The following is a 24,197-nucleotide window of genomic DNA, read 5'->3' as shown; positions in this document are numbered from 1 at the left end:
GGTCTTTCCGGCGCTTCCCTGTCCTGAAATTTCTCCCGCGTCAAGCCACTTGACTGCCGGAGCCGTTTGGCCCGCACCCAAATTCTGGCTATGGACGGCGCGCGGCAAGACGGTTATTTGCTAAGGCTTGCGAAACTTCCAATTGTACGCTGCGGTCAATTTGAAGTAACGCCTGTTTCGGAACACGCTCTTAAAGAGCTCCCGGATCATGCTTTGCGAAACTGGGTGAATGGCGAAAAAAAAGAGCAAGACCAAACCGGCCACGGGTCCGTTGCGCGTGTTGCGCAAGTGGCTGATCCGCATCGTTCTGGTGCTTGTACTGCTGCCGCCGGTTCTCACCATTATCTATTCCGTCGTCCCTCCGGTCAGCACGCTTATGATCGCACGGTACGCCCAGTTTCTTTGGGTTGACCGGCAATGGGTGCCGCTTGAGGAGATTTCGCCAAACCTTGTCAGGTCGGTAATCACCTCGGAGGACAGCGGGTTTTGCACCAACGACGGCGTCGAGTGGGACGCTTTGCAGGATCAGGTCGAAGCGCTCAGCGAGGGAGAACGGCCACGCGGCGCCAGCACAATAACCATGCAGACGGCGAAAAACCTGTTCCTTTGGGGAGAGCGATCCTACATCCGCAAGGCTCTGGAACTGCCGCTGGCCCTGATGCTGGATGCAATCCTGTCCAAGAAGCGGATCCTGGAGATCTATCTCAATATTGCCGAATGGGGCGAAGGCATCTTCGGCGCGGAAGCGGCTGCGCAGGCCTGGTTCGGAAAACCGGCGAAGGATCTGACGCGGACGGAGGCCGCCCGCCTGGCAACCGCCCTGCCGAACCCGCTGGGCCGGAACTCGGCCAATCCGTCGGCGGGACACAGACGTCTTGCGGCCACGAACCTCGCCCGGGTACGGTCCGCGGGTCCGATTTTCGGGTGTGTTTTGGCCAATTGAACCGCCGATCAACGTCATTGCGTCTTCCATGTCCCGATAAGGCCAAGAATTTTTCGTCTATGGGGTGGCAAAACGCTTGCGTTGCCTGTATAACGCCGCGCATTCCAACACGCTGCGTGCCGCCACGCCCCGGGCTGACCCGGTCCGGGCCGCGCGGTTATGGACCACGGAGAAAAACAAAATGGCCGTTCCAAAGAGAAAAACCTCGCGCATGAAGCGCGGTTTTCGCCGTTCCACGGACGCCCTGAAGCAGCCGACTTACGTCGAGGACAAGGATTCTGGCGAACTGCGTCGCCCGCATCACGTTGACCTGAAGACCGGCATGTACCGGGGCCGTCAGATCATGACCCCGAAAGACGACGCATAAGCTTGTCGCAAGGGTAGATCGCCGCACGGCAATCCAAGAATAAGGCTGGCCTTGTCTCGACAGGCCGGCCTTTTTCTTTTGCCTTGAAATCGTGTCTTTGATCGTGTCAGGTCGCCGCGTTGACCCGGACCGGGTCCCTCTTCCTCGGGAGCCGCATCATGCGCCTATTTTCTGCAATTCCATTCACACTTTTCTCGCTGCTGATTTACAACGGTTTTGCTTTCACGGCAGGGAGCGACAATCCGCTCTTCTGGTCCCAGCCCGTCATTTCCATTGCCATGGTGTCAGGCGCGACGTTTGAGTTGCTCGCCAGCGACGTTCTGATCACGCTTGGCCTGTTCTTTCTCTTTATCGAGATCCTGAAGGCGACACGGATCGGTACAACGGCGCTCCTGGACCACATGTTTTCCGTGGTGGTTTTCGTTGTCTACCTGGTGGAATTTCTGGTTCTGCAGCAGGCGGCAACGTCGCTGTTCTTCATCCTGATGGCGATTTCGCTGATCGATGTGATCGCCGGTTTTTCGATTTCGATCACCGGAGCCCGGCGGGATGTTTCCTTTGGGCATGGCGACGGCCACTGAGCCGTCACCTGTCACGAATTTTTCAAAATTTACGCCGGGAAAAAGTCCTGCAACCGTGGTCTACTTCCGGGCGAGCCATTTGATAGATCCGGGGGGGACATGAAGACATTTTTGACGTTTGCGGCCGTATTGCTGGCCAGCCTGATGCCGCTGTCAGCGAGCGCGCATGACCACCATCACCACCACCACCACCATCATCATCCGTATCCGCCCTATCCTCCGCCTCATCATCACCACCATCATCCTGTCGCAGCTTATGCGGCTGGCGTGATCGCGGGATTGGCAATCGCGAGCGCGGCCGAAGCGGCGGCACATCGGCCAAGATACTATTTCTACCCTCTTCCGCGCGGCCCACTGCCAAGGGGATGCTGGATCAATTCAACGCACACGCAGATGGTCTGCCCGTGGGAGCTATACTAGGGTACGGACCCATAAATGAAGCCGATTTGGCGGCATAAATGGCGAAATCACGCAAGGAAGCGAGTGAAGAGCGGGCTTTATGCCCGGTCAAGTGCGTTGACGCTGCGAGGTGAAGCCATTTTGCCGTCCTTCGGATTTGGCCGTTTTGACCATCTGCTACGTCGCGAAAGGCTTGAAAATGAACCACATTTCCTGCGCTTTCGCTCCTTGCCGCTGGTCAAAACGATCCAAACCAAATTGACTTCATTTATGAGGCCGTATCCTAGGGTACGGACCCATAAATGAAGCCGTACCCTGAGGCGGGATTTATGTGCCGCGGCCGCGCTCAGGCGTCTTTAGCGTCGTCGGTGATCGCGTGTTTCTGGATCAATGGAAGCTGGGTCAGCGTGAACACCAGGGTGATCGGCATGATGCCGAACACTTTGAAACTGACCCAGAAATCGGTCGAGAAACTGCGCCAGACGATTTCGTTGATGGCGGCGAGGACGAAGAAGAAGACGCCCCAGCGGAACGTCAGCTTGCGCCAGCCCTCATCGGTCAGCTTGAAGGCGCTGTCGAAGACATAGCCAAGCAGGGCCTTGCCGAACAGAAGCCCGATGAGCAGCACCGAGCCGAACAGGCAGTTGACGATCGTCGGCTTCAGCTTGATGAAGAGCTCATCATGCAGCCAGAGTGTCAGCGCGCCGAAGACGAGCACGACGACGCCGGAAACCAGCGGCATGATCGGAAGCCGACGGGTCAGCCAAAGGGAAACGGTGAGCGAGATCGTGATGGCAACCATGAAGGCCGCCGTTGCCAGGAAGATCGGTTCACCGATGACCTGCAGCACGGGAAAGGCCGCGGCTATCTGTTCGCCGCGCGAATTGAACAGGAAAAACACGGCGAGCGGACCGAGCTCAAGCGCCAGCTTCAACAGCGGCGACAGCTCCTTGCGGGTCGGATCGTTCGGGGCGTGTTCTAGTTCCATATCTTCGGGGGCTCCTTAAGAGGCTTTTCCGGGAGATAGGGGCAAGGGGGTGGGCTGGTCAAGGTTCAAAGCCGGTTCAAACCTCAACTTTCCGGCAAATCAGTGCTTTCTGCCGGAAACGACATGGATGATCAGCAGTGCGAAGAACGTTCCCGTTTCCTCAGCTTTTCTCAGATTGTCGAGGAACGAACGGCTTTCGGTGGCGCTCATGTCGCCACTTTCGACACAGCGTTCCGCGGTATGCGTGATGTCGAAAATGATTTCTGCGTCGGAGAGCGAGCGCAGCAGGATCGGATGTGCGCTATGATGTGTCACCGAAAGCTGCGTCCCGAACATAGCCGGGAGCTGCTGGCCAATCAGCGGATTGCGGAAGCCGCGTCGGAAAGCCGCTTCGACCTGTCTTGACGCTGCCGGCATGTCGGACCCGATGACAAAACTGCTCCAGTCCGGTTCTGCGGCGCAGACAATGCCGCGGGGCCTGACGATCCTTGCCATTCCGGCAATTGCCGCAGCCGGATCGGGAATGTGTTGAAGGGAGCGGTCGATCCTTGCCGCGTCGAAAAGATCCGGCTCGCACCCAAGCGCGTGGATGTCGCCTTGCCGGACGGTGACGGATGGGTCCTCGGTTCCCAGCACATCCACAACATTGCTTTGCGCAGCCTTCACGAAATTTTCGCTCAGATCGAAACCCGTTACTTCACCCGTCGGGACCAATTGCTTCAGCCGTGGCAGATCGAAGCCGAGCCCGCAGGCGACATCAGCAACCTTGCCGTCCGGATCAAGCGCGAGAAGGTCATAAGACATATTCTTGTATGCCAAAAAGTCCGGCAATCGCTCCATCAACGACAGGCAGATCTCCAGTTTGGCCAAGTCGGAAGACGTATCGACTTGTCTGAATGCATCCGCGAGAAACGTCATGGATCTACCTTTGCGTCGATGTGAAGTGCGAGAATCGCTTCAATCTGGTATCAGATAGGCAATCGAATCCAGAAGAATAATCGGATCCTTCGAAATGCGCGCCTTCCTCTGCCTTTTCCTACTGATTGGCATGTTGCAGCCGGTCTGGGCGGCAAAGAAGGTGGATTGGCCGGATCTCATCGACCCGGAAGTGGCAGATTTCGACGATCCGTTCGCGGCGCTGAACCTGACGGAGCTGCGGTCCCTGGGAACCGTGATCCGGCTGCGCCAACGGCTTTCAGAAACCGGCCTGGCCAAAGAGGCGAGAACAGCGATTGAAGAAAGGCTGAACCGGGAAGAGGCAAAGCTCGCCGTCTCGGGCGTAGACACAGATGGGCTTTTGTCCCGGCGGCAGGAAGTCGGCAGACTGCGCGCAGAAGCGGCAATGGCGGGCAATCGGGAGCTGGACGGCAAGGAGATCGTGATCCCGGGATATGTCATCCCCGTGCTTGATGGCGATAGCGGAATATCGGCAAGCGGCTATCTTGTTCCCGAAAGGGGCATGTGCAGCCACATGCCGGCGCCGGACCCGAACCAGATGATCCGTTACACACTCGCAACCGACTGGCAGGCGGATTCGATCTATGAACCGGTCAAACTGATCGGGACACTCTCAATTCAACCGACCAGGCAGGAAATCATGCTTCTGGACGGCCAAATCGAAATGATTGCAGTGTTTGATCTCAAAGTGACCAAGGTGCGTCCCCTGCGCAATCCGCCTGGATCGTCAGACAGGAGCTTTTTGTCCTTTCCCGGGCATTGGCAACCCGCGAATTGAATGCGCCATTCCGAGTGCTAGCGGGCTGGCTTTGGCGCTTGCCAAATCGTCGGCGGACAGAATGCCGCTGAAGCGGTTCGCGGGTTGCGTGAAAGCGTCTCTAAAACATCTGCGCGCAGACCTCTTGCAAGCGGATCATTCTCTTGTTTTTCAAGTATCTGCTCAAAAAATAAACGTGCCAAAAAGATTTGCAAAACAGGTATTCGCTCTCTAACGTGACAGGCCTGTGCGAAACAGAATGGCGCGACCTTGCGCGCGTGCCGATGCTTCACGGGAGATGTTCATGTTCTACAGAAATATCGCTGCAGCCGCCCTTTTGGCATTCGGGGCAACGGCCGCAGTTGCGAGTGAAAAGACCGCTGTTCCCTTCGCTCTGGACTGGAAATTTGAAGGTCCGTCAGCCCCCTACTTTGCCGCGATCGATAACGGCCATTTTGATGAAAAAGGCTTGAGCGTCGAAATCACCGCGGGTTCCGGTTCGCTGGACGCCATTCCGAAGGTGGCAACGGGCGCCTTCCCGGTTGGCTTTGCAGACATCAACAGCCTGATCAAATTCATCGACCAGAATCCGGGCGCTCCCGTCATCGCTGCCATGATGGTCTATGACAAGCCGCCCTTTGCCGTCATCGGTCGCAAGTCGCTGGGTGTTGAAGGTCCGGGAGATCTGGCGGGCAAGGTTCTGGGTGCACCACCGCCTGATGGCGCCTGGGCTCAGTTTCCCATCTTTGCGGCAGAGAACGGCATCAACATGGACGACGTCACCGTCGAACCTGTCGGCTTTCCAACCCGCGAACCAATGCTGGCTGAAGGAAACGTCTCTTCGATCACGGGCTTTTCGTTCAGTTCCTATCTGAACCTGGTGCGTCTCGGCGTGCCGGAAGAGGACATTTCAACCATCCTGATGGCCGATCACGGTCTTGACCTTTACGGAAACGCGGTGATCGTGAACACGGAATATGCCGCCGAAAATCCGGAAGTCGTCAAAAACTTCCTCGCAGCCGTTGCCATGGGCTGGAAGGACGCGATTGCCGATCCTGCGGCTGCCATTCCCTCGCTTGTCCAGAGGAATCCGGCTGCCGATGCGGACCTTGAGCAGCGCCGTCTGCAATTGGCGATCGATGCGAATGTCGTCACAGATTACACGACGGCCAACGGCATGGGCGGCATCGATGCAGAGCGTATGGCCAGCGCCATTGAGCAAATCGGTACAGTCTACGACTTCCAGAATGAACCGGATGCAAGCCTCTATTTCACAGATGCCTATCTGCCCGAAGGCGGATTTCCTCTGAAGTAAAAAACAGTGCGGGGGCACCTGCCCCCGCCACAAGGATCTCATGACGGCACTGATAGACATAAAGGGCGTGCGCCATGCCTATGCGACCGCGGCTGGCCCACTGCCTGTCCTGGACGGACTGGAAGTCTCGGTCGAAGAAGGCGGATTTTGTGCAGTTGTCGGTCCGTCCGGTTGCGGAAAATCCACGCTGACCCGGCTTGTTGCCGGACTTATGCATCCGGACGAAGGCGAAGTCTGGCTTCACGGCGAGAGGGTTCGCGGCCCGCGCTCCACTGTCGGGATGGCTTTTCAGAACCCGGTGCTTCTGGAGTGGCGGTCGATCCTGAAAAACGTCATGCTGCCGCTGGAAATCGTTCCCAACGGCTTGAAGGGGAATGCCGCCAAGGAGCGCGCACGCCATCTTCTGTCCCTGGTGGGTCTGGAGGATTTCGAAGACAAACGTCCCTCCGAGCTTTCCGGGGGCATGCGCCAACGCGCTTCGCTGTGCCGGGCCCTGGTGCATCAGCCCGAGGTACTGATCCTGGACGAGCCCTTCGGCGCTTTGGATGCGTTCACGCGGGAAGACCTCTGGCAGACCATGCATAACCTCAAGGAAAAGGAACCGTTCACCGGCGTCCTCATCACGCACGACCTGCGTGAGGCCATTTTCCTGGGCGATCAGGTTGTTGTCTTGTCCGGACGTCCGGCGCGCACCCAATATGTCATGAACATCGCCCGCTCGGTTCCTGCTGACCTGGAAGAGCTCTATACCGCTGAAGCGGCCGAGCGGCTGAACATTTTGCGGCACCAGATCGAAATCGCCCAGGGCCGCGCCCCTCAGGAGGCTGCGCAATGACGGGACGCTTTCGAAATGTGACCGTGCCGCTCATTGCAATGGCCGTTTTCCTGGTCCTGTGGGAGGCGCTGGTCTGGGCCAATGGCTGGCCCAACTACAAGATGGCCTCCCCCAGCGATCTTTGGCCCGCTTATGTCCGCTACTGGGAGCTTTTCCTTCTGATGGGCTGGCAGACCTTGTGGCGGACCGTTGTCGGGCTGTTGCTGGCCGTGATCGTCGGGACGGCCTTTGGTATGATCATGGGCTTCTCGCGCACCATGCGCGATGCGCTTTATCCGTTGCTTGTCGGCTTCAATGCGATTCCGAAGGCAACCGTTGTTCCGATCGTCGCCCTGATGTTCGTTGGCGCGCATGACTTCAACACGGTCCTGATAGCCTTCCTGATCTCCTTTTTTCCGATCGCGGTCTCGGTCTCCATCGGATTGTCGACCCTTGAGCCCGAGTACCGGGATATCCTGCGGTCCCTCGGTGCGTCGCAGACCACGATCTTCTGGAAAATCGCGCTGCCCAAGACGCTGCCGGAGTTTTTCGGAGCCCTGAAAGTCGCCGTAACGCTGGCATTCATCGGTACCAATCTGATGGAAATCGTCAGCCCGCACGGCAGAGGGCTGGGGGCCCTTTTCGACAGCGGAAAAACCAACTCGGACTATCCGCTCATGTTCGCCGTTCTGATCGCTCTGGCGCTGCTCGGCATCGTCCTCTACTACATTGTTGTCGGCCTGGAGAAGATTTTTGCCGGCTGGGCGGAGCGTGCTCCGGCCTGACTTTGCGCCGCTGACCATCGTGAAGCGCAACAAGTACACGATCAGCGGCATCATGAAGGACCCGCAGAAAGACAGCGGATTCGGGTGCCCGATCTGGTCAAAGGTGATTTAGGTAGTGGCGCTTGCCAGTCCAAAAAAAGGCGCCGAAAGGGCGCCTTTTCAGAACATGCTGCCGCCTTGTCCGGCTTGATCAGCCGTTGGCGTAGTATTGGCCGCCGTTAATGGACATCACGGCACCGGTCATGAAGCCGGCAGCGTCAGAGGCGAGGTACACAACGGTCTGGGCGATTTCTTCCGGGTGACCGAGGCGGCCGACCGGAATGTTGGAAACGATTGATTCCAGAACCTTTTCCGGCATGGCAGCAACCATGTCGGTGTTGATATAGCCCGGGCAGACGCAGTTGACGGTAATGCCCTTGAAGGCGTTTTCCTGAGCCAGAGCCTTGGTGAAACCGATCACGCCGGCCTTTGCGGCGGAATAGTTGGTCTGGCCCATCTGACCTTTCTGGCCGTTGATGGAGGAAATGTTGATGATCCGGCCGGAGCCGCGGCCACGCATGCCGTTGATGACCGGATGGGTCATGGTGAACATGGAATCGAGGTTGGTCGAAATGACCGCCCGCCACTGGTCGAAGTCCATCTTGTGGAACATGCCATCGCGGGTGATGCCGGCGTTGTTGACCAGCACTTCGACCGGACCGAGTTCGCTCTCAACCTGTGCGATCCCCGCTGCGCAGGCTTCAGGATTGGAAACGTCCCACTTGTAGACGTGAATACCGGTCTCCGCCTTGAAGGCTTCCGCCTTTTCGGTGTTGCCGGCATAGGTGGCTGCCACGGTGTAACCGGCATCCTTCAGACCGCGCGAAATTGCTTCGCCGATGCCGCGTGTTCCGCCTGTGACCAATGCGACCTTGCTCATTCCCCTTCCTCCTGACTTCCAGTTGGCCTTTCGGGGACCAAACCCCGGGGCTCTTCACTAATGTGTCTTCTTGAAACTTCCGTGGTTGGACCATGGCCGGATGGTGTCGGCCATGATCCTTGTCAATTCCGTCTTACCGTTCCAGGCACATGGCAACGCCCATGCCGCCGCCGATGCAAAGCGTGGCAAGGCCCTTCTTGGCGTCACGGCGGCCCATTTCGTGCAGCAGCGTCGTCAGAATGCGGGCGCCGGACGCGCCGATCGGGTGACCGATTGCGATAGCGCCGCCGTTGACGTTGACGATGTCCGGGTTCCAGCCCATGTCCTTGTTTACCGCACAGGCCTGAGCGGCGAAGGCTTCGTTGGCTTCCACGAGATCGAGATCGGACGCCGCCCAGCCGGCTTTCTCGAGCGCCTTGCGCGACGCCGGGATCGGGCCGGAGCCCATGATTGCGGGATCAACACCAGCGGTGGCCCAGGACGCGATCCGTGCAAGCGGTGTCAGGCCACGCTTTTCGGCTTCCGCCGCGCTCATAACCACCAGCGCGGCAGCGCCGTCATTGATGCCCGACGCGTTTGCAGCGGTCACAGATCCTTCCTTGGTGAAGGCCGGACGCAGCTTGGCGACGCTTTCGAGCGTCGCGCCGTGGCGGATATATTCATCGTCCTCGACAACACGCTCGGATTTGCGCTCCTTCACCGTGACCGGTGTGATCTCGTCCTTGAACTTGCCGGCCTTCTGGGCTGCTTCCGCCTTGTTCTGGGAGGCGACTGCGAATTCGTCCTGCTGTTCGCGGTTGATCTGCCACTTCTCGGCGACGTTCTCAGCGGTCTGGCCCATGTGGTAGCCGTTAAAGGCGTCCCACAGACCATCCTTGATCATCGTGTCGATCATCTTGTAGTCGCCCATCTTGTAACCGCTGCGCATGTAGGCTGCGTGCGGAGAAAGCGACATGTTTTCCTGGCCGCCTGCCATCATGATGCTGGCATCGCCTGTCTGGATCTGTTGCGCTGCAATAGCAACGGTGCGCAAACCGGAGCCACACACCTGATTCAACGTCCATGCGGTCGAGCCGTCCGGGATGCCGGCCTTGATCGCGGCCTGGCGCGCCGGGTTCTGACCCTGGGCGGCGGTCAGCACCTGACCGAAGACGACTTCGTCAATGTCACCGCCTTCAACACCGGCCTGTTCCATGGCGGCTTTCATGACGATGGCACCCAGATCATCGGCCGGGGTATTTGCGAAGGATCCGTTGAAAGATCCAACGGGTGTGCGGGTCGCGCTGACAATGACGATATCGGTGGAAGCGCTCATTCTACTCTCCAGAACTTGGGGCCGGATGGCCGCAGAAGGTTGGTCCCTTAAGGGCACCTTTGATCCTTAACGATGCAAAGGACTAGAAACCGCCCTCTGTATCGTGTCAACCGTATCACCCCTTATCGGAGCCCTCTTTTCGCGTTTGCGGCATAATCCTTTCGTCGGCGCACATAAAAAGAGTGGCACGATCCGATACGATTGGCTTAGTCTCTTAGTCGGAGGAGATGACAAGCCTGCGAAGGCCTTGTCGTCAAATGGGAAACAAGGCTGATAGGCGGAAACGACGAATGGCCAAGACGAGTGAGCCGACAATCATCAAGAAGTACGCCAACAGGCGGCTCTACAACACGGGCACCAGCACCTATGTCACGCTTGAGGACCTGGCGGTGATGGTGAAGGGAGAAGAGGACTTTGTAGTCTACGACGCCAAGACGGGCGAAGACATTACCCGCTCGGTGCTGACCCAGATCATTTTCGAACAGGAAGGCAAGGGGCAAAACTTGCTTCCGGTCGCATTCCTGCGTCAGCTGATCCGGTTTTACGGCGACAGCATGCAGGGGCTTGTGCCGAGTTTCCTGGAATACTCGATGACATCGCTCACAAAAGAACAGGAAAAACTGCGCTCGCAGATGAGCGAAGCATTCGGGGCAACCGCCTTTGAAGCGATTGAAGACCAGGTCAAGCGCAACACGGAAATGTTTGAACGCGCGATGAAGATGTTCATGCCGTTTCCGACCGGAGAATCAGGCACTTCTGCAAATGCAGGAGCGACGCCGGATGCTGCCAAGCCGGAGAAGTCCGACGCTGGCGACCTCGATGACATGAAGCGGCAGCTTGAGGAAATGCAAAAGAAGATCAATCAGCTTTCCGACAAGTCCTGATCCTTGCGACCATGTCCGCGACGTTGCCGCGGCGCGATGAACGTCGCATTGCAGCATTGGAAACCGTGCCTGAAGCGATCGACCGTCTCAGGCACTGGTACATCGCGGAATGGCCCGGCTGGTATGGTCCGACTGGTCCGGGCGATGCACTCTCGGATCTACGCAGCTGCCTCTTGAGCGACCCTGTCCTGCCGCGGTGTCTTGTCGCTCTGAACAGGTCTTTAGAACCGGTCGGGACGGTTTCCCTCAGATCCAACTCACCCGGCTCTGAACGATATTCGGGGGTCTGGCTGACGGCGCTTCTCGTTCCAGACTTGTTGCGCCGATCCGGGATCGGCACCGAGCTTGTCGCCGCGGCGGAGGCAGAGGCCAGACGGCTCGGACATGCAGAGATCTTCGCATCAACTGCGTCGGCGCAATCCCTTTTTGTGCGCCGACACTGGGCGTTTCAAGATAAATTGAAGACGGGCAGCGGTGGTCTCGACATCTTCAGGAAGGCGCTCTAGAGCACCAGCCACACTGACGGAAAGCCGTCCCCGTCAGCCGCAATCCGGAACCAGTCCGACCGTTTCAATCCCGGCGACGGCACAGGTCTCGTCATTTTCGGATGTATCACCGGTGATGCCGACAGCGCCGAGCGTTTCGCCGGCTTCATTCTTGATGAGCACGCCACCCGGTACCGGTACGATGTTGCCGCCGGCAACGCCGTTCAGCGCATTGACAAAATGCGGGCGCGTTTCTGCATTGGCGTTCAGCCACCTTGTGCCCGTGCCGACGGCGAGCGCGCCATTTGCCTTGCCGGTTGCGATTTCAGGACGCAGGTTCGATGCACCGTCCTGGCGCTTGAGGATGACCGTATGTCCGCCGGCATCGAGAACAGCGACCGTCAAAGGCTTGAGGCCGAGCTCCGCGGCCTTTGCAAATGCGGCAGAAGTGATGGTCTCCGCCGTTGAAAGTGAAATGCCATTTGCCATTGATTGTTATCCTTTTGAAGGTTCATAACGACGTATCGGCTGGGCGCATCCTTTTGAGATGCCATGAGGCAGGCGGGCAGATCTCGAAAATGCAGACATCCTCGTTTGCGCCTCGGCTCGCTTCTCCTTAAGGTGCTGCCCGAAATCAGGACTTGCCAGAACATCGTGTGTCCGACTGAACGCACTATGATCTGGCATTCTGAGGCCGATCAACGTTGGGTTGTTCAATCGGTTATCGATTGATCATCCGTTGATGTAGCAGAACGGGGAACCGGCGAATAGGTGGCATCGCCGAGAAACATCTGCGGCGTATTGGAACAAATGACGAGCAATTCGGGCGGGAGAAATTCAGTGAAGCGTGACTTTGAGGCGCCGGGCCGGTCCCCGGTTTATGCGCGCAATGCAGCAGCGGCGACGTCTCACCCCCTGGCGACCAGCGCGGCACTTGAGATCCTGCAAGAAGGCGGAAACGCGGTGGACGCCGCGATTGCGGCCGTCGCCGTGCAATGTGTGGTCGAGCCGCACATGACAGGCATCGGCGGTGACTGTTTTGCAATTGTCACCGAGCCTGACGGGCGCCTGACAGGCTTCAACGGATCCGGCGCGGCACCGCGGGCCGCGACCCCGCAACGGTTGGCCGAACTCGGCGTTGAAGAGATCACCGACACGTCGCCGCATTCTGTCACTGTGCCGGGCGCCGTTCGGGCATGGGAAACGCTTTTGAAAGCCCATGGAACGCGCACGTTCAAGGATCTGTTCAAACGGGCGATCGGCTATGCCCGCGAAGGCTTTCCGGTTGCGCCTCGCGTTGCGCGGGACTGGGCACAAAATGTTGAGAAGCTGAGCGGCGACGAGGTTTCGGCAGCGCGATACCTGATCCAGGGTGAAGCGCCCCGGCCCGGTACGATCCTGAAATATCCGCATCTTGCCGGCACGCTGGAGAAGATTGCCGAAGGCGGCGCAGATGCCTTCTACTCGGGCGAGATTGCCCGCGATATCGTCGCGGCGCTTCAGGCGCGCGGCGGTCTCATGACAGAAGATGATCTGGCCGCCTGCCATACCACTGCGGTGTCACCGGTCGTTCGGGACTACAAGGGACACACGGTCGCCGAGCTGCCGCCCAACGGTCAGGGCGTGATCGCTCTTGTCATGCTTGGGATACTTGAAACGTTCGATCTGGAAAGCCTCGATCCGTTTGGTGCAGAACGCTTCCATCTGGAAATGGAAGCGGCCCGGATCGCCTACGCGGTGCGGGACAAGTTTGTAACCGATCCGGGTCATATGGATATCTGCCACACCCGCCTGATCGGTTCGGATTACATCGAGCAGCTCGCGAGGCAGGTTTCCCGCGACAGGCGGATGGTGCTCGTGCCGGAAGCTGCGCTCAGCCCGCAGACTGATACGGTTTATCTGACGGTGGTCGACAAGGATGGGCTTTCCGTCTCCTTCATCAACTCGCTTTTCAGCGATTTCGGTTGCGGTATCGTTGCGCCGGACAGCGGCGTCCTGCTTCATTGCCGCGGCAAGGCTTTCCGCGCTGCGCCGGGGCACGCGAATTCCATCGACGGCGGAAAGCGCCCACTGCACACAATTATCCCGGCCATGGTTCTGAAAGACGGTTCACCATGGCTTTCCTTCGGCGTTATGGGCGGGCAGTACCAGGCCTGCGGGCATGCGCATCTGCTCACCAATATCATCGACTACGGTATGGACGTTCAGGCGGCGATCGACTTCCCTCGCATGTTCTTCGACATGACGAGCCATGATCTGCAGGCGGAGCGGCTGGTCCCGGCATCGACCGTCGAGGGACTGAGGGCACTTGGACACAATGTGGTTCCGGCGCCGGCTCCGATCGGTGGCAGTCAGGCCATCATGATCGACAGGGCGCGCTCGCTTCTGACGGCAGGGTCCGACCCGCGCAAAGACGGACATGCTGCAGGTTATTGACCTGCGTCATTAATGACCTTGTGTGTTCCGGGTAACAGGTATTGAGTCCAACTGGACGCGCCCGAAACACATGAGGAAAAAGATGCCCGGATTATCGAGGCGTGAAGTCCTTCTTGGCACTGCCGGAACCTTGTCGGCCTTCGCCGCCGGCGGCTTTGCAGCAAGTCATGCTCTGGCGGCAAGCCATGCTCTCACCATGTCGTCCCTCAACCACAGCATCCTGCCGGATACTGTCACGAAAGGCATGATGAGTTTTTCTCCCGACGGTCCACCGCCGGTGCTGCGGTTCAAGCAGGGTGACAAGACGTCGATCGATGTGACCAACAAGCTCGATGAAGCTTCGGTTGTCCACTGGCATGGCTTGAGAATTGCCAACGCCATGGACGGGGTGCCCTACCTCACACAGCATCCGATCGAGGCCGGACAATCGTTCCGGTACGAATTCACACCACCGGATGCGGGCACCTTCTGGTACCACCCCCATTGCAACACGCTCGAGCAGATGGCGCGTGGAATGACCGGAGTGATGATCGTTGAGGACGCTGAGGATCCGGGCTTTGATCGCGATCTGCCCCTGAACATCCGGGATTTCCGGCTTGGCGGCGACGGCCAGTTCATCAATCTGTTCAAGGCAAGGAACGCGGCCAGAGGCGGAACGCTTGGGACAGTCTCGACGGTGAACTGGCAGGTCGACCCTGTTTTCGAACTGGACGCGGGCAGCCTCGTGCGGCTGCGACTTGTCGTAACCGACGTGACCCGCGTCGGCGCCTACGAGATTGAGGGTGCCGAGGCACATGTCATCGCGATCGACTCAAATCCTTTGCCCGCGCCGTTGCCGGCAAAAGATATCGTCCTGTCGCCTGGTCAACGCGCCGATATCGCCTTGCGGGTTCCGGACAGCGAAGGCGACGACGTCAGTCTCATCCTGAAAAAGAAATTCGATCAGAGGGTTCTCGCAAAATTCTTTCCGAGAGGCGCCAGCGCTCGTCGCGATTTGCGTGAATTGAAGCCCTTGACCTCAAATCCGGTTCCAGAACCTGATCTGGGCAACGCCGAGGTGTTGGAGTTCGTTTTCGGCTGGTCGCCGGAAGGCGATGCGCCGCAACCCAGCATTTGCGGGTCGCTCGGTTATACGTTCTGGTCAATCAATCGCAAGGCGTGGCCGGGGGATCTGCCGGGCCCGTTCGATCCGCTTGCGACGATGAAACTGGGCAAGACCTATGTGCTGAGACTGCGAAACGAGACGCCGAATGCTCACCCCATTCATCTTCATGGCGTTTCGTTTCAACTTCTCAGGTCGAACAAACGCGAACTGCCGCCGTTCGTGACCGATACGGCGCTGCTCTTGTCGGAAGAAACGATGGATGTGGCGCTGGTTGCGGATAATCCCGGTGACTGGGCGTTCCATTGCCACGTGATCGAGCATCAGAAAACCGGTCTCACCGGTTTCCTGCGCATCGAAAGCTGATCGGGCTCAGGCAGATAGCGAGATCGTGTGGCTCCGCTCATCGTCTTCATAAGCGGTAGCTGACGCATATTGTTGCGCGTGGAGTTGCTGGTCCAACGGGGTCCGGCCGTACGGATCGCCGCCTGCGAGCAACTGCGTAGCATATTCCGCGTGCGCACCGTGATAGCTTTCGCGAAGGGCCGCGGAGGCGACATGGGTGTGAATCATCGGCATCTCGGCAAAGTTGCCACCGGAGGCGGATGCGGAGTCGGCCTCAAATGCCGGCGTTTCAATCTGACGTTCACGATCACGCAGAACGTGGACGGCGGGAACAGGTGTCACTTGCATTTCAAAAAACTCCGTGGCGGGCCAGTCCGTGGCCAATCGTGTCGGAGGTCCGGGGTGTTCCGGATCTGTGTATGAATATAGGTATCCGGATGACGGAATACTGTGCTGAGCGTCACATTTGCGCAAATCTCACGAGGGTTTGTGAGGCGCGTGAAAAGAAAGCCCGGAGCAATGCTCCGGGCCAAGTCATCCAGTGGTACATCTGGAAATTCATTGAAAAGACTAGCGATCAGTCTTGATCAGGTGTCCTGTGGCGCGCTTGCGTGGAAGCGCGGCCGTTGCGCGATAGGCGTCGGAACACAGTTCGGGAACACTCTTGTGGCGAGGGCGCGTCTGGATGTCGTATTCGCGCGACGCGATCAGATGGGCCAGAAAGACCGAATTCGGATGATAGTGCGTGTAAAACGTATCCTGCTCCGCGCGGACCTCGGCTTCTGGTGGCGGCGGCAGAAATCCGGCAAAGTCCGTCCGGCGCTCACCTGGCGTCTCTCCCGAAGAGGGACGCTGGCGCCTCACTATGGAACGGCCTGTTGCACTTACCGGGTTCACTCGCACAGAAATACGCCTCGTTGTTTCAGAATGGCACGCTCAGTGCCGTCTTGCCTGAAACGTCGCAATCACCATGCCAATATAGGAAGGCGTTAACCTTTTGTCCGCAGAAACCCGCCAAATCCGGGTCACAAAAGTTAACGGAATGGTGTGATCGAGGACAGTTTTGAGTGAATCCGCGAGCCGGCTGGCACAAGCTCGCGTTCAATTTTGAGAAACGGAATTTGCGAAACAAGCACGCCCGATGTGAGAGGCACGGCGTACCAGCTTGTTAGGCAGAGCCGAAAGATGCCCAGCAAAAAGGCCGGGGAAGCCCCGGCCTTTTTCTTCTTGTTTGATCGGGGAATGTCAGTCCGCGTCGGGGTCTTTCCCGGTCCAGGCCGTGCGATCGATGTCGAGATCGCTGAACTTGTCCGGATTGAAGACCGGGCGGGCGACGCCAGCGCTGATCTGCTCCTTGAAGTCGTCCAGGATTCTCTTCGCTGTCGGGAACAGCATCATGAGCGCGAGAAGGTTCACCACCGCCAGAATACCCATCATGGGATCGGAGAAGAAGAACACTGCTGTTGCACCTGGTGCGGTCGCGCCGAGGAATACGACCCCCATGACCAGGACACGCAGCACCTGAACGGCCATTGTGTTTCCGGTCATCGAGGTCAGGGCGTTCTCACCGAGATAATAGTTGTAGATGATCGAGCTGAACGCAAAGAGCAGGATCGCCACCGTCAGGAAGTAACTCGTCCATCCACCCAGATGAGACACGAGCGACTGCTGGGTCAGGACAATACCGTCAACCGCCTCGTCACCCGGCGTATAGACATCACCCAGCAGGATGATCAGCGCCGTGCAGGTGCAGATGATGATCGTGTCGATGAAGACCGAGAAGGACTGCGTGATCCCCTGGCTGATCGGGTGCCGGACATCCGCGGTCGCGGCAACGTTCGGGGCCGATCCAAGACCGGCCTCGTTGGAGAAAAGACCTCTGCGGAGCCCCTGCGCCAGCGCGGCACCCATGCCGCCGCCGACGGCTTCTTCGAACCCGAAGGCGTTGGCAACAATCATGTAGAGCGCCGCTGGGATCTCGGTGACATTGATGAGGATGACAATCAGGGCCATCGCGATATAGCCGACAGCCATGATCGGGACGATAACATCGGCAACCTTTGCGATCCGGTGAATGCCGCCGAAAACGATCAAGCCGGTGATCACAGTCAGGCCAATGCCGGTCCAAAGCCGGCCGATGCCGAGGCTCTCCTCGGCTGCTCCGGCAACCGTGTTGCCCTGGAAAGCATTGAAACCGAAGGCGAAAGACGCGATCAGGCAGATCGCGTAAAGCACCGCGAGCCAGCGATAATCCTTGCCCAGACCGTGAATGATGGACCGCGCGGGACCGCCGCGATAGGTGCCGTCTCCTTCGGAGCGCTTGTAGAGCTGTGCGAGCGAACATTCGATGAGGCTTGTCGCCATGCCGACAAGAGCAATTGCCCACATCCAGAACACGGCACCCGGACCACCGAGTGTGATCGCGACGGCAACACCTGCGATGTTGCCGCCACCAACCCGCCCGCCGACCGACAGGAGCAGCGCTTCACGGGCCGAAATGGCATTGGGATCACCAGTCTGGTTTTTCGACGACAGCACCCGGAACATCCTGCGGAAAAACCTGATTTGGACGAAGCCTGTTACGACGGTGAAGAATACGCCGATGATGACCAGAAACGGGATCAGCGCCCATCCCCATGTCAGATCGCCGATCAAACCGAAAAACGATTCAAATAACTGCATGGCTCTACCCCTCCATTTGACCGGTCCGGCGTGTTCTTGCGACGCGCTCGATCCGGTTGGACTTTAAAGGGTAGGCCTCCACCGGGAGTGTTTGCAATAAAAAAGAGAGAAGCCGCCTAAATACACCCAGAGGGTGTTTCTGCCCAATTTCGGAACTGCCTTCGGTGAGCGAAGCACTTACGGCAAAGACTTCATTTGTTTTACGAAATGGTCCTTGCGGGTTTGTTCCACGCGCTGGGCGCCGGCAAAAAAGAAAAGCGCGGCCGCAAGGCCGCGCTTCTCGAAAATGGTAGCCGGGGCCGATGACCTTAAGCGGTCAGGGCGCCCTGTGCCTTGTCAACGAGAGCCTTGAAAGCGTCCGGCTGGTTGATGGCAAGATCAGACAGAACTTTACGGTCGACCTCGACACCGGCCTTGTTCAAACCGTCAATGAAGCGGCCATAGGTCAAGCCGTGCTGGCGGGTTGCCGCGTTGATGCGCTGGATCCAGAGCGAGCGGAACGTGCGCTTCTTGGCCTTACGGTCGCGGTAGGCGTATTGTCCTGCCTTCTCGACGGCCTGCTTGGCAACGCGGATGGTGCTCTTGCGGCGGCCATAATAACCTTTGGCGGCTTTCAGAACTTTCTTGTGGCGAGCGTGGGCGGTTACGCCCCGTTTGACGCGTGACATTTAGATGATCTCCTTCGGGGCTGGCGTTATGCGTAGGGCAGGAACTGCTTCACGATCTTTGCATCCTGATCGCTCAACGTGGTGGTGCCACGGGCGTTACGGATGAACTTGTTCGTGCGCTTGATCATGCCATGGCGCTTGCCGGCCTGCGCGGTTTTCACCTTGCCGGTCGCGGTCACTTTAAAGCGCTTTTTGGCGCCGGACTTCGTCTTCAACTTGGGCATTTTGCATCCTTTCCTTGGTGTATCCGTCAGAAACGGACACTTTTTTGTTGGAGCATTCAGAGCCGACACGGCATGCCCTTAACCTGCCGGGTGGACCTGCATCAGGATGCAGCAATCCAGTCCACGGCGAGCCGGACGACTCTGGACCGGGCGCTTATATGGGAGGTTCTCAGGGATTGCAACTGGAAACCGTGCCAAAACGGCGGTTTCGGGCGCCGCCTTCCGATTGGGCATTTCCGGTCAGCGTGCTTCTTGCCAGGCATTGCGGAAATTCAACGAATAGTCTTCAAATCTGACCCATTCATGCATAATCTGCACAAATGGATATTCACGCTCTCAAGACAGTCCTCCTGGTTCGGGATCTCGGCAGCATTGCCAAGGCCGCAAGAGCCCTCGACCTTGATGCCTCCAGCGTCTCCCGCATCGTGGCCGGCGTCGAACGTGACATCGGTCTTCGTCTTTTCCAGCGAAGCACACGAAAGCTGGTGATTACGGAAGAAGGCGCGCACTACCTGCAAAGGGTCGCCCCCCTCGTTGAGGAGCTGGAGGCGGCGCGGGAAGACGCGGCCGGTCTGAGTGGTGAACCGCGCGGCAGACTGCGAATGACTGCATCGGTTGCTTTTGTCCAGGAGGCGCTGATGCCGCTTTTGCCGGCCTTTCAGAAAAAGCATCCCGAGCTTTCCGTCGATCTCTTTCCGTCCGACTCCAATCTCGATCTGCTCGGGGAAGGCCTGGACCTTGCCGTCCGGCTGTCTGCTGCGCCCAAGGGAGACCTGATTTCGACCAAGCTGATGCCAACGCGGTACCGCGTCGTCGCGTCGCCTGACTATTTGGCGCAGTCCGCGCGGATCACGCACCCGGCGGAGCTCGCAGCGCATAATTGCCTGTGTTTTGCCCTGCCGCATTTTCAGACCAGATGGCATTTCAGAACAGGGGGCGGCGACCCTTTTCCTGTCGAGGTCTCAGGCAAGACGGTGATCGCGAGCGCTCTTTCCCTACGGGAGGCTGCGAGGCTTGGTATGGGTGTTGCGCTTCTGGCAGACTGGCTGATCCGAGACGACCTGAACAGCCGCCAACTCGTCGATCTTTTCCCGGAACTCGATTGCGCGGCATCCGATTTCGATACCGCAGCCTGGCTGCTCTATCCGAGCAGAAGCTACCTGCCGCAGAAGGTGCGGGTGATGATTGATTTTCTGAAAGCGGAGCTGCGGTGAGTTTGCGCCGCGCGAATTGCGGAGGGCAGTCATTTTTCTTTGTCATCCCTGCGAAGGCAGGGATCCGGTAACCTCTTGTCTGACCGTTTTTCTTATTCACGAGCCACACGGATTACCGGTTCCCGGTCTTGCCGCTTGTGCGGCAAACCGGGATGACAAACTGCAAGTAAGTGGCCGACCCTTCGGGACTGGCCACTCGCCCGCCCTAGAACGAGGGTCGAACCGGACGGCCGTCCGCTGGCCTCAGGCGTTCACGTCGACGACGACACGGCCCTTGACCTGGCCTTTCAGGATATCGGCGCCGAGCTGTGGCAGGTCACCGAGTGTTGCAGGCTGGATCATGGCTTCGAGCTTGTCCATCGGCAGGTCTTTGGCCAGGCGCTCCCAAGCCTTAAGACGGGCATCATAGGGTTTCATGACGCTGTCGATGCCAAGCAGATTGACGCCGCGCAAGAGGAACGGAATGACGGTTGCCGGCAGCGCCGCACCACCGGCAAGGCCGACCGCAGCGACCGATGCGCCGTATTTCATCTGTCCAAGCACACGCGCCAGCATGGCGCCGCCAACAGCGTCAACACAGCCGGCCCAGGTCTCGGCTTCCAGCGGCCGCTTGACAGTCTCACTGACGTCGTCGCGCGGAACGATGGTGCTGGCGCCCAGCGATTTCAAATAGTCCCAGGTGCTTTCGCGCCCGGTGACGGCGGCAACTTCGTAGCCCAGGTTGGAGAGGATGGCGGTTGCCACAGAGCCGACGCCGCCGGCCGCGCCGGTGACAAGTACCGGCCCGTCTCCTGGCTTCAGTCCATGATCTTCCAGCGCCATAACGGCCAGCATGGCGGTGAAGCCGGCCGTGCCGACCGCCATGGCATTGCGCGTGGAAATTCCTTCGGGCAACGGAACGAGCCATTCGCCCTTGACGCGGGCTTTTTGGGCGTACCCGCCCCACCAAACCTCGCCGACCCGCCAGCCGGTGAGGACAACCTTGTCACCGGGCTTGTACCAGTCGTCAGACGACTCCAGCACGGTGCCGGCAAAATCAATGCCCGGGACATGAGGATAGTTGCGCACGAGCCCGCCGCCCGGGCCAACACAGAGCCCGTCCTTGTAGTTAAGGGTTGAATATTCGACGGCAACGGTGACATCGCCTTCCGGCAAGCGGCTATCGTCAAGGTCCTGAACCGACGCGGAAGTCTTGCCTTCGTCATCCTTTTCCACGAGGAGTGCTTTGAAAGTCATGATGAAACTGCCCTGTTAGCTGGATTGATTTGCGATCGTCCTGGCTTCCTCGCGCAGGACGAATTTCTGGATCTTGCCGGTGGCCGTCTTCGGCAACTCGGTAAAGACGATCTTCTTCGGCCGTTTGAATCCGGCCATGTGCTGGCGGCAAAACGCGATCAGGCTGTCCTCGGTTTCTTCGCTGCCTTCTTTCAGTTCCACAAAGGCGCAAGGAACTTCGCCCCACTGTTCGTCCGGCAGGGCAACAACCGCGGCCAGAACCACATCCGGATGGCGGTGCAGAACACCCTCCACTTCGACCGAAGAGATGTTTTCGCCGCCGGATATGATGACGTCCTTCAGACGGTCCCTGATCTGAACGTAGCCGTTTGCGTGACGCACGGCCGCGTCGCCGGACTTGAAAGTCCCTGCAGAAAGCGCAGCCGACGTTGCCTCGGGGTTCTTGTAATAGCCCTTCATGACCGTGTTGCCGCGGATGACGATTTCACCCTGGGTCTCACCGTCCCACGGCACCGGCGCGCCTGTCTCCCGGTCAACGACATCGACGGTTTCGGTCATCGGGAAGCCGACGCCCTGCCATGACTGCAATTCGGCCTGTTCGTCGGCGGTAAGGTCTTCCCATTCTTCCCGCCAGAGGCATTGGACGACATGGCCATAGGTTTCGGTCAGCCCATAGACCTGCATGACTTCGAAGCCAAGCGCCTTTGTGGCGGCCAGCACGGCGGCGGGCGGCGGAGCGCCTGCCGTCATGATCTTGACGGGGCCGGGCAGGGGTTTCTGGTCCTGGTCCGGTGTGTTGACCAGCATTGACAGCACAATCGGTGCGCCGCCCAGATGCGTGATGCCATGCTTGCCAATCAACTCGAACACGGCCTTTCCGGTCACCTGGCGAATGCAGACAACGGTCCCGGCCATCAGTGTCATGGCCCAGGCATGGCACCAGCCGTTGCAGTGAAACATCGGCACCGTATAGAGGTAGACCGGATGACGCGGAAGTTCCCAGGCAACCGGCGTTCCCATCGCCATGATGTAAGCGCCGCGGTGGTGATAAACGACGCCCTTGGGGCGACCCGAGGTGCCCGACGTATAGTTGAGTGCAAGCGCCTGCCATTCGTCCTCAGGACCCTGCCAGGGGAATTCCGGATCGCCGCCCTCAACGAGATCCGAATAGGCTGCTTCGCCGATCTGCTCACCGCCGGGTCCGTCCGGATCGACAATGTCGATCACCGGCAGGGCCTTGCCGTTCAGCCGGAAGGCTTCGCCGACAACGCCGGAAAAGGCGGTGTCCACGATGACAAGCTTTGCATCGCTGTGATCGAGGATATAGGCGACGGTTTCAGCTTCCAGGCGGATGTTGATCGTGTTGAGAACTGCGCCGGTCAGCGGAACCGCGTAGTGGAGTTCGAATAGCTCCGGAGTATTTGCGGCCAGGACCGAAACCGTGTCTCCGGTGCCGATCCCCTTTTTTTTCAGGCTTGAAGCGACCCTGCGAACCCTGTCCTGAACCTCAGCCCAGGTCCGGCTCAGGTCGTTGTAGACCAGCGCTGGCCGATCCGGAAAAATGGCTGCCGTCCGCTCAAGAATGGAAAGCGGCGACAGCGCAACATGATTGGCCTCCTGCTTCGGAAAGGCTTCGTAATGTTCTTTCATGCCGCTTTGCCCTGGTTGAAGAACGGCGTCTCCCAGACGGTTGCGGACCGGATGCCGTGAGGCGTGTCGACGTGCACCCTGGTACCGTCGTCCCAATGGGTCATGCGCACCATGCCGATGGCAACGTTGGTGCGGTAGTCCGGAGAATAGACCGCGGAGCTGACAGTGCCGACCTGTTTTCCACCCGCGATGATTGGCCAGAGTTCGTCGATGGCCGGAACCGGCTCTCCATCAATGGCAATCGAGCGGATCTGCCGGACCGGACCTTCGACCGCCACGCGCAGCAGAGCGTCACGGCCGACGCAGCCGAATGCGTCCTGGGTCTGGCAGAACTTTCCGAGCCCGCACTCATGGGGTGTGTTGTTTCGGGTCATGTCGCTGCCATAGGACAAAAGCTGACCCTCGATACGTTCGATCAGGTTCGGACACCCTGCGCGGACGTTCAGGTCTTCACCGGCGGACATCAGCGCATCCCAGATCGGTTCGCCCAGTTCCGTTCCGTCGACATAAAGCTCAAAGCCGCCCTGCTTCGAATAACCCGACCTTGCGAGCACCAGTTCCTTACCCTCGAACTCGACCATGGCGAAACGGAAGAACCGGATGGATCGGGTGCTTTCCCCGAACACGCGCGCAACGAGTTCATCTGCCTTAGGGCCCTGGATCGCCAGTGGTGAGACGTCCGGTTCGTCGACATCGACCTCCAGATGAAGTCCATAGGCGAGCCCCTTGATCCAGAACAGAAGGTCACTGTCCGCCACCGACACCCAGTACCTGTCCTCTGCCAGCTTCAGCGTAACCGGATCGTTGAGCATGCCACCGGTTTCGTCGACCATCGGGGTGTAGAAACAAACACCCGCGTTCATTTTAGACAGGTCGCGCGGTGTCAGCATTTGCGTCAGGCGGGCGGCATCGGGTCCCTTGATTTCGACCTGGCGTTCACAGGACACGTCCCACAATTGCACATGGTTCTTGAGATGCTTGCAGTCCTCTTCGACCGATTCAAACACGGACGGCAGCAGCATGTGATTGTAAACGGTGTAAACCTTCGCGTCTGCTTCCTGCACACGGCGTGAAAACGGGGTTTTGCGAATGCGGCGCGACGCTGCCAGTAACGGACCCTGCATGACCCGT

General features: G+C 58.8%; 26 protein-coding genes. 13 read left to right on the top strand and 13 right to left on the bottom strand.

Annotated elements, in window-relative coordinates; all coding sequences use genetic code 11:
* The first annotated feature begins 229 nt into the window (after positions 1-229).
* From mtgA to RBB47_RS28640, 3 genes are all read left to right on the top strand, one after another.
* Complete coding sequence (gene mtgA / locus RBB47_RS28650; RefSeq protein WP_305989350.1) at positions 230-943, top strand: monofunctional biosynthetic peptidoglycan transglycosylase; 714 nt, start codon at positions 230-232, stop codon at positions 941-943.
* A gap of 181 nt (positions 944-1,124) precedes the next feature.
* Entirely contained in the window at positions 1,125-1,310 is a 186-nt protein-coding gene (gene rpmF / locus RBB47_RS28645) for a 50S ribosomal protein L32 (protein ID WP_305989349.1), read from the top strand.
* A gap of 158 nt (positions 1,311-1,468) precedes the next feature.
* The gene (locus tag RBB47_RS28640; RefSeq protein ID WP_305989348.1) at positions 1,469-1,891 is read left to right on the top strand and encodes a hypothetical protein; all 423 of its coding nucleotides are present in this window, start codon (positions 1,469-1,471) and stop codon (positions 1,889-1,891) included.
* Between the two features lie 745 nt (positions 1,892-2,636).
* Here RBB47_RS28640 and RBB47_RS28635 read toward each other — a convergent pair.
* Positions 2,637-3,278, bottom strand: a complete 642-nt coding sequence (locus tag RBB47_RS28635; RefSeq protein ID WP_305989347.1) for a septation protein A — start codon at positions 3,276-3,278, stop codon at positions 2,637-2,639.
* 99 nt (positions 3,279-3,377) lie between these two features.
* Positions 3,378-4,196 carry a methyltransferase domain-containing protein gene (locus RBB47_RS28630; RefSeq protein ID WP_305989346.1) on the bottom strand — a complete coding sequence of 273 codons (819 nt, stop codon included), beginning with the start codon at positions 4,194-4,196 and terminating at the stop codon, positions 3,378-3,380.
* Between the two features lie 94 nt (positions 4,197-4,290).
* Between RBB47_RS28630 and RBB47_RS28625 the strand changes: the two genes are divergently transcribed.
* The 5 genes from RBB47_RS28625 (at position 4,291) to RBB47_RS28605 (ending at position 8,018) form a co-directional block, all read left to right on the top strand.
* A complete protein-coding gene (locus RBB47_RS28625) occupies positions 4,291-5,013 on the top strand; it encodes a DUF3299 domain-containing protein (protein WP_305989345.1) in 723 nt (240 codons plus the stop codon).
* Between the two features lie 283 nt (positions 5,014-5,296).
* Positions 5,297-6,307, top strand: a complete 1,011-nt coding sequence (locus RBB47_RS28620) for an ABC transporter substrate-binding protein (protein ID WP_305989344.1) — start codon at positions 5,297-5,299, stop codon at positions 6,305-6,307.
* Positions 6,308-6,347: 40 nt separating this feature from the next.
* On the top strand, positions 6,348-7,142 hold the full coding sequence (locus RBB47_RS28615; protein ID WP_305989343.1) for an ABC transporter ATP-binding protein: 795 nt from the start codon (positions 6,348-6,350) through the stop codon (positions 7,140-7,142).
* Positions 7,139-7,906, top strand: a complete 768-nt coding sequence (locus RBB47_RS28610; RefSeq protein ID WP_305989342.1) for an ABC transporter permease — start codon at positions 7,139-7,141, stop codon at positions 7,904-7,906. The genes RBB47_RS28615 and RBB47_RS28610 overlap by 4 nt, the downstream gene beginning before the upstream one ends.
* On the top strand, positions 7,893-8,018 hold the full coding sequence (locus RBB47_RS28605; protein WP_305989341.1) for a hypothetical protein: 126 nt from the start codon (positions 7,893-7,895) through the stop codon (positions 8,016-8,018). Before RBB47_RS28610 ends, RBB47_RS28605 begins: the two co-directional genes overlap by 14 nt.
* 78 nt (positions 8,019-8,096) lie before the next feature.
* On the opposite strand, the gene phbB is transcribed toward RBB47_RS28605, so the two are convergent.
* Both phbB and RBB47_RS28595 read right to left on the bottom strand, forming a co-directional pair.
* Positions 8,097-8,825 (bottom strand): acetoacetyl-CoA reductase, encoded by a 729-nt coding sequence (gene phbB, locus RBB47_RS28600; RefSeq protein WP_305989340.1) that lies wholly within the window; start codon positions 8,823-8,825, stop codon positions 8,097-8,099.
* 133 nt (positions 8,826-8,958) lie between these two features.
* Positions 8,959-10,140: an acetyl-CoA C-acetyltransferase gene (locus RBB47_RS28595; protein WP_305989339.1), complete on the bottom strand. Its 1,182-nt coding sequence runs from the start codon at positions 10,138-10,140 to the stop codon at positions 8,959-8,961.
* Positions 10,141-10,430: 290 nt separating this feature from the next.
* Here RBB47_RS28595 and phaR point away from each other — a divergent pair, with 290 nt between their 5' ends.
* Together phaR and RBB47_RS28585 are read left to right on the top strand one after the other, a co-directional pair.
* On the top strand, positions 10,431-11,024 hold the full coding sequence (phaR, locus tag RBB47_RS28590) for a polyhydroxyalkanoate synthesis repressor PhaR (protein WP_305989338.1): 594 nt from the start codon (positions 10,431-10,433) through the stop codon (positions 11,022-11,024).
* A gap of 11 nt (positions 11,025-11,035) precedes the next feature.
* Positions 11,036-11,530, top strand: coding sequence for a GNAT family N-acetyltransferase (locus tag RBB47_RS28585; protein WP_305989337.1), 495 nt, complete (start codon positions 11,036-11,038; stop codon positions 11,528-11,530).
* A gap of 33 nt (positions 11,531-11,563) precedes the next feature.
* Here RBB47_RS28585 and RBB47_RS28580 read toward each other — a convergent pair whose 3' ends face one another.
* A complete protein-coding gene (locus RBB47_RS28580) occupies positions 11,564-11,998 on the bottom strand; it encodes a heme-binding protein (RefSeq protein WP_305989336.1) in 435 nt (144 codons plus the stop codon).
* A gap of 351 nt (positions 11,999-12,349) precedes the next feature.
* Between RBB47_RS28580 and ggt the strand changes: the two genes are divergently transcribed.
* On the top strand, positions 12,350-13,945 hold the full coding sequence (ggt, locus tag RBB47_RS28575) for a gamma-glutamyltransferase (protein WP_305989335.1): 1,596 nt from the start codon (positions 12,350-12,352) through the stop codon (positions 13,943-13,945).
* A gap of 82 nt (positions 13,946-14,027) precedes the next feature.
* Entirely contained in the window at positions 14,028-15,413 is a 1,386-nt protein-coding gene (locus tag RBB47_RS28570) for a multicopper oxidase family protein (RefSeq protein WP_305989334.1), read from the top strand.
* Positions 15,414-15,419: 6 nt separating this feature from the next.
* Here RBB47_RS28570 and RBB47_RS28565 read toward each other — a convergent pair whose 3' ends face one another.
* The 5 genes from RBB47_RS28565 to rpmI form a co-directional block, all read right to left on the bottom strand.
* Positions 15,420-15,740: a hypothetical protein gene (locus RBB47_RS28565; protein ID WP_305989333.1), complete on the bottom strand. Its 321-nt coding sequence runs from the start codon at positions 15,738-15,740 to the stop codon at positions 15,420-15,422.
* A gap of 222 nt (positions 15,741-15,962) precedes the next feature.
* The gene (locus RBB47_RS28560; RefSeq protein WP_305989332.1) at positions 15,963-16,256 is read right to left on the bottom strand and encodes a hypothetical protein; all 294 of its coding nucleotides are present in this window, start codon (positions 16,254-16,256) and stop codon (positions 15,963-15,965) included.
* Positions 16,257-16,637: 381 nt separating this feature from the next.
* Positions 16,638-18,074, bottom strand: a complete 1,437-nt coding sequence (locus RBB47_RS28555) for a sodium:alanine symporter family protein (RefSeq protein ID WP_305989331.1) — start codon at positions 18,072-18,074, stop codon at positions 16,638-16,640.
* Between the two features lie 308 nt (positions 18,075-18,382).
* Positions 18,383-18,742 (bottom strand): 50S ribosomal protein L20, encoded by a 360-nt coding sequence (gene rplT, locus RBB47_RS28550; protein WP_305989330.1) that lies wholly within the window; start codon positions 18,740-18,742, stop codon positions 18,383-18,385.
* 26 nt (positions 18,743-18,768) lie between these two features.
* On the bottom strand, positions 18,769-18,966 hold the full coding sequence (rpmI, locus tag RBB47_RS28545; protein ID WP_023002610.1) for a 50S ribosomal protein L35: 198 nt from the start codon (positions 18,964-18,966) through the stop codon (positions 18,769-18,771).
* 320 nt (positions 18,967-19,286) lie between these two features.
* Between rpmI and RBB47_RS28540 the strand changes: the two genes are divergently transcribed.
* A complete protein-coding gene (locus tag RBB47_RS28540; RefSeq protein ID WP_305989329.1) occupies positions 19,287-20,180 on the top strand; it encodes a LysR family transcriptional regulator in 894 nt (297 codons plus the stop codon).
* 243 nt (positions 20,181-20,423) lie between these two features.
* On the opposite strand, the gene acuI is transcribed toward RBB47_RS28540, so the two are convergent.
* The 3 genes from acuI to RBB47_RS28525 are packed head-to-tail and all read right to left on the bottom strand — an operon-like array spanning position 20,424 to position 24,190.
* On the bottom strand, positions 20,424-21,416 hold the full coding sequence (gene acuI, locus RBB47_RS28535) for an acryloyl-CoA reductase (protein ID WP_305989328.1): 993 nt from the start codon (positions 21,414-21,416) through the stop codon (positions 20,424-20,426).
* A 15-nt stretch (positions 21,417-21,431) separates the two neighbouring features.
* Positions 21,432-23,066: an AMP-binding protein gene (locus RBB47_RS28530; protein ID WP_305989327.1), complete on the bottom strand. Its 1,635-nt coding sequence runs from the start codon at positions 23,064-23,066 to the stop codon at positions 21,432-21,434.
* Positions 23,063-24,190 carry a dimethylsulfoniopropionate demethylase gene (locus tag RBB47_RS28525; protein WP_305989326.1) on the bottom strand — a complete coding sequence of 376 codons (1,128 nt, stop codon included), beginning with the start codon at positions 24,188-24,190 and terminating at the stop codon, positions 23,063-23,065. Before RBB47_RS28525 ends, RBB47_RS28530 begins: the two co-directional genes overlap by 4 nt.
* Positions 24,191-24,197: the final 7 nt, after the last annotated feature.

It is taken from the genome of Roseibium sp. MMSF_3544 (genome assembly GCF_030732845.1).
Taxonomy (GTDB): domain Bacteria; phylum Pseudomonadota; class Alphaproteobacteria; order Rhizobiales; family Stappiaceae; genus Roseibium.
This window is presented reverse-complemented; position numbering and strand designations above follow the sequence as displayed.